The sequence below is a fragment of the Lignipirellula cremea genome, from assembly GCF_056501455.1.
The window spans coordinates 3,704,325-3,717,188 of sequence record NZ_CM151415.1; the positions used below are offsets into that span (position 1 = coordinate 3,704,325).

At 65.3% G+C, this 12,864-nt stretch carries 8 protein-coding genes and 1 tRNA gene; 6 read left to right on the plus strand and 3 right to left on the minus strand.

Features of this window, described 5'->3' with window-relative positions; genetic code table 11:
* The first annotated feature begins 6 nt into the window (after positions 1-6).
* On the plus strand, positions 7-1,455 hold the full coding sequence (locus SH602x_RS14645) for a DUF1501 domain-containing protein (protein ID WP_479473012.1): 1,449 nt from the start codon (positions 7-9) through the stop codon (positions 1,453-1,455).
* A gap of 231 nt (positions 1,456-1,686) precedes the next feature.
* A complete protein-coding gene (locus SH602x_RS14650; RefSeq protein WP_479473013.1) occupies positions 1,687-2,691 on the plus strand; it encodes a hypothetical protein in 1,005 nt (334 codons plus the stop codon).
* 74 nt (positions 2,692-2,765) lie between these two features.
* Here SH602x_RS14650 and SH602x_RS14655 read toward each other — a convergent pair.
* Positions 2,766-2,839 (minus strand) — tRNA-Val (locus tag SH602x_RS14655).
* A 424-nt stretch (positions 2,840-3,263) separates the two neighbouring features.
* Positions 3,264-3,926 carry a 3-keto-disaccharide hydrolase gene (locus tag SH602x_RS14660; RefSeq protein ID WP_479473014.1) on the minus strand — a complete coding sequence of 221 codons (663 nt, stop codon included), beginning with the start codon at positions 3,924-3,926 and terminating at the stop codon, positions 3,264-3,266.
* 288 nt (positions 3,927-4,214) lie between these two features.
* Here SH602x_RS14660 and SH602x_RS14665 point away from each other — a divergent pair, with 288 nt between their 5' ends.
* From SH602x_RS14665 to SH602x_RS14680, 4 genes are all read left to right on the plus strand, one after another.
* Positions 4,215-7,280, plus strand: a complete 3,066-nt coding sequence (locus SH602x_RS14665; RefSeq protein WP_479473015.1) for a DUF1553 domain-containing protein — start codon at positions 4,215-4,217, stop codon at positions 7,278-7,280.
* A 15-nt stretch (positions 7,281-7,295) separates the two neighbouring features.
* Positions 7,296-8,756, plus strand: a complete 1,461-nt coding sequence (locus tag SH602x_RS14670) for a DUF1501 domain-containing protein (RefSeq protein ID WP_479473016.1) — start codon at positions 7,296-7,298, stop codon at positions 8,754-8,756.
* A gap of 111 nt (positions 8,757-8,867) precedes the next feature.
* Positions 8,868-9,350 carry an LURP-one-related/scramblase family protein gene (locus SH602x_RS14675; RefSeq protein WP_479473017.1) on the plus strand — a complete coding sequence of 161 codons (483 nt, stop codon included), beginning with the start codon at positions 8,868-8,870 and terminating at the stop codon, positions 9,348-9,350.
* A 139-nt stretch (positions 9,351-9,489) separates the two neighbouring features.
* Positions 9,490-10,200, plus strand: coding sequence for a hypothetical protein (locus tag SH602x_RS14680; RefSeq protein ID WP_479473018.1), 711 nt, complete (start codon positions 9,490-9,492; stop codon positions 10,198-10,200).
* Between the two features lie 363 nt (positions 10,201-10,563).
* Here the strand turns inward: SH602x_RS14680 and ftsH are convergent, their stop codons facing one another.
* Positions 10,564-12,648 carry an ATP-dependent zinc metalloprotease FtsH gene (gene ftsH / locus SH602x_RS14685; RefSeq protein ID WP_479473019.1) on the minus strand — a complete coding sequence of 695 codons (2,085 nt, stop codon included), beginning with the start codon at positions 12,646-12,648 and terminating at the stop codon, positions 10,564-10,566.
* Between the last annotated feature and the right edge of the window lie 216 nt (positions 12,649-12,864).

The following is a 12,864-nucleotide window of genomic DNA, read 5'->3' on the forward strand; positions in this document are numbered from 1 at the left end:
CTCGCCATGAACGGCTATCCCACGCTCTCCCGTCGCGAGGCGTTGAGTCGATCGGCCTGCGGATTCGGCTGGCTCGCCGCGTCGGCCCTGGCGGCGCAGAACCGTGGCGCAGTCGCGAACGAAGCGACCTCGTCCGTCCGTGAGGCGCTCCCCCTGCCGCACTTCGCCCCGAAGGCGAAGCGGGTGATCTTTATCTTTATGCAGGGGGGGCCGAGCCACGTCGATTCGTTCGACTACAAGCCTACCCTGATCGAACGCGACGGACAGAAGCACAGCTTCTTCGACTCCCGCCAGATCGCCAACAAGGGGGAGGTCGTCGCCAGCGAACAGCGGATCATGAAACCGCAGTGGGACTTCCGCCAGCACGGTCAGAGCGGCGCGTGGGTCAGCGATCTGTTCCCGGAGATTCGCGAGCATGCCGACGATCTTTGCTTTCTGAAGGGGATGCATACCGAAGGCGTCGCGCATGGCCCGGCGACCCTGTTTCTGCATTGCGGTTCGACGCAGTTCGTCCGACCGTCGATCGGATCTTGGATCTACTACGGCCTCGGGACCGAGAACGAAAACCTCCCCGGCTTCGTCAGCATCGCCCCCTCGGGCGGCAACGGCGGGCCGCGGAACTACGGCAACGCCTTCCTGCCGCCGACCTACCAGGGCGAGGCGCTCGGAAAGGCAGGCGCTCCGGCCGCGAAGGACGCCATCGCCAATCTCGCGGCCAGGCATGCCGCCGACCCGTCGCGGCAGGAAGAGCTCGAGCTGCTTCAGGAACTCAATCGGGCGCAGCTCGCCGCGCGACCGGGCGACCGGGAGATCGAGGCCGTGATCGAGTCGTACGATCTGGCCTGGCGTATGCAGTCGCACGCGCCGGAGATTTTCGACTTCGCGGACGAGTCGGAAGAGACGCTCGGCCTCTACGGCATCGGCACGAAAGAGACCGACAACTTCGGTCGTCGCTGCCTGCTCGCCCGGCGGCTCGCCGAGTCAGGGGTGCGATATATCCAGGTCACGTACGGCGACGATTCGGCGAATCCTGCCTGGGATCAGCATTCCAACCTGCCGAAGCACGCCGACCATGCCAAGGCCGTCGATCGCCCGGTCGCCGGACTGCTCGCCGATCTGAAGCGTCGCGGACTGCTGGACGACACGCTCATCTGGTGGGGCGGCGAATTCGGCCGAACGCCCTACTCCCAGTCGAACGGAACGGGCCGGGATCACAATCCGGAAGGCTTCACCACCTGGCTCGCCGGCGCCGGGGTCAAGCCGGGCTTCTCCTTCGGCCAGACCGACGAGTTCGGCCATCGTGCGATCCAGGGGAAGGTCCACATGCACGATCTGCATGCGACGATCCTCCACCTGCTCGGCCTCGATCATGAGCGCCTGACCTATCGCTACGCCGGACGCGATTTCCGCCTGACCGACGTCTACGGACGCGTCGTGAAAGAGATCCTCGCGTAGGATTTCGGTCCCGGACGGAACCCGCTTCGCTGGCCGATATCGCTGGTCGCAACCGACACGCTGGCCCTAGCGGCTACCGGTTTCCCCAAGGATCCGGTCCGGTCGCGAGGTTCGCGATAATAAAGCATCGGCGCCTGCTTCGCCGGATTGATGTTCTTGGATGCGTCGCTACGCTCAGGACGCTTCGCGGTCGCTATCGCGGCCACGGCAGTTCGTTCGGAGCGCTGGAAGATGATCACGACGAGAACTGGGCGCAGGACCGCGCTCGTTTCAGGGCTGACCGCGGCGGCGCTCCTTTGGGCCGTGGCGCCGGCGGGGGCGCAGGATTACCGACCTGGCGAAACCATCGAATACAAGGTCGGCGGCTCCGTTCCGGTCGCCTGGGAACGCGGAATCGTGATTCGCCGGCTAGGCGAAGGCAAACAGATTCTCATTCACGAGAAGCCCAGCCAGTTTTTTCCCGAAGGACCTGAGATCGCTTACGCTCTGTCGGATCTGCGTCGACCGCAGGCGACGCCCCTGCCTTCGCCGAACGTACCCTCTTCGCCGGACGGTCCGCCGAAGCCGGGACCCGCGACGCCGCCGCCCGGGCTAGGCGGAAAGCCGATCGCCGTCGGGACGGGCCTGCTGTCGAAGGAGGACGTGCTGGCCTACGCGAAGCGCGCGTTCGGCGACGGCGATCCGTTCGCCCGTCCGGATCGCGACGCCGTGCTGGCTTCGATTCGTGACCACGTCAAATCGCGCGGGACGAACTTTCTTTCCGACCTCGAGTTCTCGAATCAGTTGCACGCGATCGGGGCGTACTCCGTGCACATCGCTTCGGCCATCGAGGCGAACTACGGACCGCCGCCGAAGGCGGAGGATTACTTCGGAACGTTCCTGTTGCGTTCGGCGAACCGCGGCTCGCGCACGCAGACGACCGACGGCTCCCGCGTCGTCATTCGAACCGAAGACGCTCAGTTCGAGTCGGGATCGCTTACGATCGACGAGGACGGGACTTACCTCTGGAAGGTCGCCCGCGATGACGCGCCCGAGAAATGGTTGAGGGGGACCTGGCGGCTCGCGAAGCCGGAGGAGGTCGCCGCATGGGAAGGCGGGCCCGCGCTTTGGCTGGAGAAGGCGCGTCAGGGCGAGGAGTATCAGGTACGTGCCTGTCGCGTTCCGGGCTGGCTCGACTGGATCGACGTCGGCATGGGCCCGGGCCGGACCCCCATCGAGTACGGCCGCCCCGAGTGACCTCGGCCCTGCCGCGATCACGAACGTCGCACGAAAAAACCCGTCGAAACGGATGCTTCGACGGGTCGCAGGAATGGGCGGTACAAGACTCGAACTTGTGACCTCCACGATGTCAACGTGGCGCTCTAACCAACTGAGCTAACCGCCCGAGAATCGTCGCGAACGAGGTGGCGCCGCCGATTTCGAGGGAACCGCTGCCGCGAGCCGGCAGAGAAGGTTTCGTCGAATTCGGGCGACAGAATCGAACTTTTAACACATTTTTCCGGTTTCGCAAGGCGTCGGAAAAGCGACCGCGACCGGGAAAATCTGCCGCCTGCGGGATCGGCCCGAGGAAGCGAACTCGTGCGGGAAAGCGAACGAAAAAAAGCCCGCCGCGTTCAGGACGCGACGGGCTTCGATCAGGTTCGCGTCGACGGGCAGGACGGGGCGAAATCAATCGTTCGCGGTTCTGAGCGCCATGCCCACCTCTTCGAAGGAAGCGTGGGCATGTTCAGGGCCGGCCCAACTTTACACGCCCAACCTGCTGGCGCGACGTGGCATGGCACAGATGACGATGAAGACTGGACCGATCGTTACAGCTTCTTCAGCGTGATGTTGCGCCAGCGGACTTCGTAGGGTCCCTGGCCCTTGCCGATGCCGTGGACCTGCAGGCCGATGAAGCCGGTCTCGTGGCCCGACTTTTCGTCGACCAGGTCGGCGACGGGAACGTCGTTGATCCAGGTCTTGATCGACTTGCCGTCGGCGACGACGCGGTACTTGTTCCATTCGCCCTTCTTTAAGGCCGCCCGCTTCGTTTCGTCCTTCATGTCGCCGTTTTCGTCGGTCAGCCAGCCGGTTCCGAGAGCTTCGCCGTAGATGAAGCCGGCGGTGCCGTTGGTGGCGATTTCGACCTGCGGGCCGTGGACGCGACCGTTGTCCTTGTCAGGCAGGCTGCGCGAGCGAATCTGAACGCCGGAATTCAGCGCGTCGTCGACCTTCACCTCGAAGGTCAGGTCGAAGTTCGCGTATTCCTCGTTCGTGCAGAGGAACGAGTTCGGGCTCCCCTCGTTCGTGGTGCCGAGGACGGCGCCTTCTTCCACCTTGTAAGTGGCGGTGCCGTTCTTCTGCGTCCAGCCTGAGAGATCCTTGCCGTTGAAGAGCTGGATCGTTTCCGACTCGGCGGCGACGACGGGCGATCCGGTCACGAGGAGGGCGGCGACTGCTGCGCTCGCAAGCGCGGCGAAGGGGCGATTCATCAGGAGCGACTCCAGGGGAGGGAATGGGCGAAGGGTAGATCGCGAGCCGCAAAAGGCGCCGCGGCGGAGACGCCATCATCCTTCGGCTTCGGACGCGTTGCAATCCGCTCGAACGGTTCGACGCGTCCGATCGAACAGCGAGAATCGATCGAAAGCGGTCGCCGCCTGCTATGCTGAAACGAATCCGACGGAGGCGACCAACTGGTACAGCTCGCCGTCGTTCTTTTCTGGCTGAGCCTTCTTCTCCCGGCCACCCGCTCTCCCGCCGTTCTCGCTTCGAGGATCCGCATGCTCCGGATCGTTCCGTTTTCCGCTGACTTGCCGGTTCAAGAGAAGCGGTCGGCGTTCGCCTTCGCGGCGGGGCGCCTCCTTCTCGTGGCGGCTTGCTGTTTCGGCTCCGCGGAAGCGTCGGGAGGCGAGGGGATCGACTTCGACGCGCAGGTGGCCCCGATCCTGTCGCAGCATTGTCTGGAATGTCACGGCGGCGCGACGCAGGAAGGGAAGCTCGACCTGTCGCAGAAGGCGACGGCCTATGCGGGCGAAAGCGGAGACGTCCTGGTCGCCGGCGATCCGGACGGCAGCCTGGTCTGGCAGAACGTCGAATCGGACGAGATGCCGAAGGATCGCCCGGCGCTGTCCGACGAGGAGAAGAGGACGCTTCGCGCCTGGATCGAACAGGGGGCGAAGTGGGGCGGCAAGTCGATCGATCCCTTCGCCCAGACGACTGATCGCCGCGCGGGGTACGACTGGCGCTTTCTGCAACCGATCGAGCGACCCGCGCCGCCGACGGTCCGGCAGACCGACTGGACGCGAAACGCGATCGATCGCTTCACGCTCGCGAAACTCGAAGAGCGGGGCCTGGCTCCCGCGCCGGAGGCCGATCGTCGGACGCTCATCCGCCGGCTTTCGTTCGATCTGACAGGCCTGCCGCCGGATGCGAGCGACGTCGCTCGCTTCGTCGCGGACGATTCGGTCGACGCGTATGAACGGCTGGTCGAACGACTGCTCGCGTCGCCCCGCTACGGCGAACGCTGGGCCCGGCATTGGCTCGACGTCGTCCGCTTCGGCGAGTCGCAGGGCTTCGAACGCAACCGCATCCGCGAGAACGCCTGGCGCTACCGCGACTGGACCGTCAGCGCGTTCAACCGCGACCTGCCTTACGACGAATTCGCGAAGCGTCAGATCGCGGGCGACGTCCTGTATCCCGGCGACTTCGACGCCCTCGTCGCGACGGGCTACCACGTCGTCGGAACCTGGGACCAGGTCGGTCACTACGAAGGATCGCCGCCGATGCGCGTCGCGGCGCGTTGGGATCATCTGGAAGATCTGGTCGGCACGTTCGGTCAGGCTTACCTCGGCCTGACGATCAATTGCGCTCGTTGCCACGACCACAAGTTCGACCCCATCGCGCAGGAAGATTACTACCGCGTCGCTGCGCTGCTGGGGGGCGTGCATCAGGAACTCGAAGAGCGGGGCGTCGGCTCGATGGCGCTCGACGCCGACGAACTGGCCGAGATACAGAAACAGTTGCAGCCGGCACGCGACGAGGTCGCGAAACTCGAGCGCGAGCTTCGCGAAAAGTATGCGAAGGAACCTGCGGCGACGCTCGACCCTGCGCTGCTGGCGCTCTACCGGTTCGAAGGAGATGCCTCGGGCACGGTGGCCGATCTGTCGAAGGGGGGCGCTCCGCTGGCGACCGGCGACGCGAAGCCGCGGTACGCGACCGCGGAACCTCCCGCGAAGTTCGTCGCCGCGGCGAAGCGGGCGAACGCCTTCACGCTGGAGGCCTGGATCGAGCCGGCGAAGACGAACCAGAGCGGACCGGCGCGAATCGTGACGCTCTCAGCCGACTCAGGTCGCCGGAACTTCACGCTCGGCCAGGAGGGCGACAAGTTCGACGTGCGCCTGCGAACGACGAAAACCGACGGGAACGGCCTGCCTTCGCTCACTTCGCCGGGCGGCGGCGTGAAGGAGCGGCGAACGCACGTCGTCTTCGTTTTTGCGGGAGGCGTCGGTCGAATCTACGTCGACGGCGTCCAGGTTGCGGAGAAGCGGTTCGACGGGGACCTGTCGAACTGGGACGACAGCTTTCGTCTGGGCCTCGGCGACGAGTTCAGCGGCGACCGGAAGTGGGAAGGAAAGTTCGGCCTCGTCGCGCTCTACGCCCGGGCCCTGTCGGCGGAGGAGATCGCGGGGAACTTCCGCAGCGAATCGAAATCGGTCGGCGGCGGAGAACCGATCGAGGCGCTGCTCGACCGCGCCTCGAAGGAGGAACGAACGGCTTTCGAGCATGCGCTAGATCGCCAGAACCGTCTTCACGCCCGGGCGGAACGGCTGACCTTCTCCGGCAAGCTGCACGTTCCCGCTCTGAAGCAGCCGGACGTTTTTCATGTCCTCGCGCGCGGCGACCATCGGACGCCGACGAAGAAGGTCATGCCAAGCGGACTGTCCGCGTTCGCGCACGTCGGCCTGTCGGACGAGTTCGATCTGCCCGGGAACGCGCCGGAGAACGAGCGCCGGGCGAAGTTGGCCGAGTGGCTGGTCGATCCGCGAAATCCTCTGACGGCACGGGTCTTCGTGAATCGCGTGTGGGGCTATCACTTCGGGCGCGGCATCGTCGCCACGCCGAGCGACTTCGGGTTCAACGGGGCGGAGCCGAGCCATCCGGAACTGCTCGACTGGCTCGCGGCACGATTCCGAGACGACGGCTGGGACGTGAAGGATCTTCACCGGCTGATCGTCACGTCGGCGACGTACCGTCAGGCGTCGAACGTAAGAAGCGAATCGGCGCAGAAGATCGATCCAGCGAACTCGCTGCTCTGGCGCTTCCGTTCGCGCCCGCTCGAAGGGGAGGAGGTGCGCGACGCGTCGCTGCTGGTCGCCGGGGCGCTGAACCTGCGCATCGGCGGAGAGTCGTATCGCGACGTGAAGATCAACGTCGCCGCCAACACCGAGTTCACGAATCCCACCGGCGAGTTCGGCCCCGCCGTCAATCGCCGGACGATCTATCGCCTCTGGGCGAGGTCGGGCAACCATCCGCTGCTCTTGTCGCTCGACTGCCCCGAGCCGAGCGTGATGGCGCCGGTGCGGTCGAAGACGGTGACGCCCCTGCAGGCGCTCTCGTTGTTCAACGATCCGGCGGTCGAACAATGCGGCGAGGCGTTCGCCGAACGGATTCGCAGCGAAGCGGGCGACGATCCGACTCGTCAGGTCGAGACGGCCTATCGTCTGGCGCTCGCTCGCGCGCCGTCGCCGGAGGAAGCGAAGCTGGCCCGGGAGTTCGTCTCCGAGGGCGGACTGGCTCAGTTCTGCCTGACGCTGTTCAACACGAACGAGTTTCTCTACGTCGACTGACGCCGGACTGCGGCCATGAATATTCGGAATTCGAACGAAACCGGCGTCGTCCGCCGCGACTTCCTGAAGGACGCCGCGATGGGCGTCGGCGCGATGGCGCTGTCGGGCTTGTTCGCGCGCGACGGACTGCTGGCCGACGATTCGTCAGGCGCCTCGGCCTTTGCCGGACTGCATCATCCGGCGACGGCGAAGCAGATCATCCACATCTTCCTGGGCGGGGGACTGAGCCACATCGACTCGTTCGATCGCAAGCCCGAGCTGACGAAGTTCCATGACAAGGAGATGCCGCAAAGCTTCGGCAAGGCCGACCCCTTCATGGGCAAGGCGGGGCGGCTGCATAAGCCCCACTATGAATTTAAGCAGCGCGGGCAGAGCGGGCTGTGGATCTCCGAACTCTTCCCGGAACTGGCGACCGTCGCGGACGAACTGACGGTGGTGCGCTCGATGGTCGCCGAAAGCGCGAACCACATCCCCGCGATTTTTCAGGCGAACACCGGATTCCGGCAGATGGGCTTCGCCACGATGGGAGCGTGGCTCTCCTACGGCCTGGGATCGGAGAACGAAAGCCTGCCCAGCTTCGTCGTATTGCCCGACGTCCGCGGCATCCCGAACGCTGCGGGCGGCGCGTTTAACTGGACCAACGGCTTCCTCCCCGCCGAGCACCAGGGCGTGCCGTTCGACACCCGGGGCGAGACGCCGATTCACGATCTGCGCCCGTCGAAGAACGTCAGCGAAGCGACCCAGCGGGCACGACTGGATCTGCTCAAGAAGCTGAACGAGCAGCATCTGGCCGAGCAGGTCGAGACCGATCCGCTGGTGGCGCGGATTCGCAGCTACGAGTTGGCCGCGCGGATGCAGCAGGCGATTCCCGAGGCGATGGATCTCGCCTCCGAGCCGGAGCACGTGCAGAAGCTTTACGGGCTCGATCGGACGGAGACGCAGGACGTGGGGCGGAACTGTCTCGCCGCGCGGCGGCTGATCGAGCGGGGCGTGCGGACGGTGCAGATCTGGACCGGCGACGGCGTCTCCTGGGACGCCCATGAGAACATCCTCGGGAACGGCTACAAGAGCCACACGGGCGAGGCCCTTCGCGTCGACCGACCGCTGACCGGATTGATCAGCGATCTGAAGGCCCGCGGCCTGCTCGACTCCACGATCGTGATGCTGACGACGGAGTTCGGCCGAACGCCCTACGCCCAGGCGAGCAGCGGCACGCTCAGCCGGGGGCGCGACCATCATCCGCAGGGGTTCACGAACGTCCTCGTCGGCGCGGGGCTGAAGCCGGGCTTCGCCTACGGAGAGACGGACGAAATCGGCTACGCCGCGATCGTCAACCCGGTCACGACCTACGACATGCACGCCACGATCCTGCACCTGCTGGGGATCGATCACGAACGCCTGACGTTCTATCACGACGGCATCCAGCGCCGCCTGACGAACGTGCATGGGCATGTGGTGAAGGACCTGCTGGCGTAGGGATGATCTGTAGGGCTGGCGCCTTCGCCTGCCTAGCGGCGGCTCCCCAGTTCTTGGCAGGCGAGGGCGCCAGCCCTACAGTTCGGCAGTCGACCCCTCCCGGAGCCGCCCATGCGCTACGTGATGAAGCAGCATTTCGTGTCGTTCGGCGACGACTTCACGATCAAGGACGAGTCGGGACAGGAGCGCTTCTTCGCCGACGGGCACGCCTTCTCGATCGGCGACGCGCTGACCTTCAAGGACATGCAGGGGAACGTCCTGGCCGAGGTCAGGCAGAAGCTGCTTGCGATCGGCAAGACGTTCGACATCTATCGCGGCGGAACCCGAGTCGCGACGGTCAAGAAGCGGATCTTCACCCTCTTCCGCGACGCGTTCGACGTCGTCGACGAGACGCAGGGGGACTTCGATGCCGAAGGGAACTTCTTCGACCTCGACTACCGCATAACCCGCGACGGGCGCGTCGTCGCGACGATCTCCAAGAAGCTCCTGTCGCTGCGCGATTCGTACACGATCGACGTCGCCGAAGGAGAAGACGACGTCCTGATCCTCTGCCTCGCGACCGTCATCGACATGTGCAGCCACGACGGCGATTGAGCGGGGCGAGCTTGCGGCGGAGGGCGGCGCTTAGGATTCCGAGGGGAACTTTTCGGTCCATCTCTGCGTCCGATACGCCGGTTCCCCGCGGCAGCGGGAACGCGATCACCTAGCCCCGAGGAGCTCGATGCGTACGTACATGAAGCCCATCCTCCTCGCCGGACTGACGTTCGGCTTCGCACTTCTTCCTGCGTCGAGCGCAGAGCGAGAACCCGTCCTTCGCGACGCCGCCGTCGAAGATACGATGCCGGCATCGACGGCGAAACTCTCGGATGCGCTGTCGATCGGGCTGCATCTCGGTCGTGCCGAGCGCATCGCGAGGAATGACGGCGCGCTGTGCGAATTGATCGAAGAGTTGCGAGCCGCCCGATCGATCGCCGCGGAGCGGACGAGCCTGCCGGTCGAGCGTTTCGACGCGATCGTGGCCGGTTTGAACGAGGCCAGCGGTGCCCGCGAAGCGGTCGAGCCGATTCTGGAATTGGAGGAATTCGTCCTGTCGCGATTCCGCACGGACGGCGATTCGCGAAACCCCGTCCGCGACGTCGCCGCCGAATCGTGGATCGGCGAATGGGATACTACCTACGGCACGCTCGTCCTCGCACAGGACGGCAAGCAAACGTTCAGGGGATACTACGGCCCGCTGAAGCATGCCGTGCAAGGTCGACTCACGACCGACGATCCCTCGGTTCTTACCGGAGTTTGGCAGCACACTGACAGCGACTGGACCGGCCGGTTCGAGTTTCGGCTGCTGAGGGAGGACGAGTGGGAGGGTGCGTGGACGTCCGGCGAGGCGGATCCGGCCCTGTCTTCGGTCAACTGGCGAGCGACTCGAAACGACGGTCGCGAGTAACCGCCGACCGTCATTCGACGTCTCGCGGAGTAGCGGACCGCTGATCGACGATTCTTCCGTTCCGTAGTGGTTCGTTTATCGTTGTCTGTCACGTTGAACAGAGGGTTTCGAGCGCCACTTGCTCCGCCAGCGCCGAAGGTCTGCCGATCGCCAAACGCGAGCGATCCGGTCTCCGGAAAAGCGCTGGCGAAGCCAGTCGCGCCCGGAGGAGAGGATGACGAATAACGATGGTCGGACCAGTAGCGTGAACCCGGGCACACCGGTCCGGACTTCTGACGAGCGGCCATGCTGCAGGTCTGTCGCAGGCCGCAAAGAGGGGGGGGCCGAGGCCCACCCTACTAGAAAGCGAGCAAGTCGAAACTCTCACCCCGACGAGCGATCCGCGTCGTGCATGCCCGGGTCGATCTCGACGATGTCGATGGGGTGGCGGTGGGACGATTCGGTGCCGGGCACGACCAGCGGGCCGGGCAGGTTCGCGTCCATGATCCGCTTGAGCTCGTCCGAATCGACGGTTTCGATCTCGACCAGGCGAGCGGTCAACGCGTCGAGGGCGATGCGGCGCATGCGGATGATCTTGCGGACCCGTTCGACCCCTTCGTCGATCATCCGGCGGATCTCTTCGTCGATCTCGCGCGCGGTCTGCTGACTGATCGACCGCATCGCTTCGCGACCGCCGCCGCCGGCGAGGAACGGCGACGTGTTCTGGTCGGAGTAGTTCACCCGACCCAGCCGGCTCATGCCGTACTCGGCGACCATGCGATGGGCCAGATCGGTCGCCCGTTCGAGGTCGTTCTGGGCGCCGGTCGAGACGTCGGCGTAGACGATCTCCTCCGCGACGGTTCCGCCGAGCAGCACCTGGATCGAACTTTCCAGTTCGCTCTTGGTCATCAGGTAGCGGTCGCCCTCGGGGCGCTGCATCGTGTAGCCGCCCGCCGCGACGCCGCGGGGAATGATCGAAACCTTATGCACGGGCGGCGTGTTCGGCAGGCAGTAGGCGACGAGCGCGTGTCCCGCCTCGTGACAGGCGACGCGCTGCTTGACCTCTTCGTCGATGTGCCGCTGCTTCTTTTCGAGACCGGCGGTGACGCGTTCGACCCCTTCGTTGAACTCCGCCATCGAGACCTGCTCTTTTCCCTTGCGGGCGGCGAGCAGGGTCGCTTCATTGACGAGGCTCTCCAGGTCGGCGCCGGCGAAGCCGGGCGTGATCTGAGCGATGTGCCGCAGTTCGACGTCGGGCGCCAGCTTCACGTTCTTGACGTGAACCTTCAGAACCAGCTCGCGTCCCCGCACGTCGGGGCGGTCGACCAGCACGTGCCGATCGAAGCGACCCGGGCGGAGCAGGGCGGGGTCGAGAATCTCCGGACGGTTGGTCGCCGCGATGACGATAATGCCGGCGTTCGAATTGAACCCGTCCATCTCGACCAGCAGCGCGTTGAGCGTCTGTTCGCGTTCGTCGTGGCTGTCGAAGCGGGGGCCGCTGCGGCTCTTGCCGAGCGCGTCGAGCTCGTCGATGAAGAGAATGCAGGGCGCCTTGGCTTCCGCCTGCTGGAACATGTCGCGGACGCGTGCGGCGCCGACGCCGACGAACATCTCGACGAAGTCGCTGCCCGACAGGGAGAAGAAGGGAACCCCCGCTTCGCCCGCGATGGCCTTGGCGAGCAGGGTCTTGCCCGTGCCCGGAGGGCCGACGAGAAGCACGCCCTTGGGAATGCGTCCGCCCAGTTTCTGGTACTTCTCGGGAAACTTCAGGAAGTCGACGATCTCGCGAACCTCTTCGACCGCTTCGTCGACGCCGGCGACGTCGTTGAAGGTGACGGTCAGGTCTTCCTGCGCGTAGAGCTTGCCGCGCGACCGCGCGAACTGCATCGGGGAACCCGCGCCCCCCAGCCGACGAATCATGAAGATGAACAGGCCGACGAAGACCGCCGTCATGAGCAGCATCGGCCCGTAGGAACTCCACGGACTGGGGCCGTCGTCCCAGCGCCAGTCGGAGAAGTTGGCGGCTTCGAACTTCGATTGCAGTTCGCGATCGACGCCGTCCGCGTCGGACTTGGCCGTGACGAAGGCGACGTTCTTCTGATCGACGAGCGTCCCTTCCTTCGGTTCGATCTGCGTGCGATCGACGACGCCAGTAATCGATCGGTCGCCGACCACGACGTCACGAAGATCGGAATACCGGACCTTCCGCTCGCCCAGCGCGTCCTTGAGTTCGACGACCAGTTGCCCGTCGGCGCCCGGCGCGTATTCGCCCGTCTCGGTGCGAGCCGATGCGGAGATCAGTCGGGCCAGGTCGGGATACGCGATCGTCTCCCGGCGGAACGGCAGAAAAAAGAGGGCGACCGAGACCGCCGCAAGCGCCGCGAGCGCGCCGATCCAGATGGCCGACTGAAAATTGAAGGGTCGCTTCGGTTCGCGCGGGCGACGGGGCTCTTCAGAATCGCTGCTCATGCGTCAGGCAATTTCCAGTACGTTCTGTACGTCACAGGCGCCGACATCGATGCTCTTAGAACGTCAGCGGGAAGGCGCGGCACGCTCCGGGCGGATCGGCTCGAATCCGCATCGACAGATTCCCGTCCGGGAACGGTATGATTGTACGGCGCGAAGCGAGTCCAGATCCATCCGCATCGGTATTCGACCCGCGATCGTCTCGTCCCGGTTCACGAA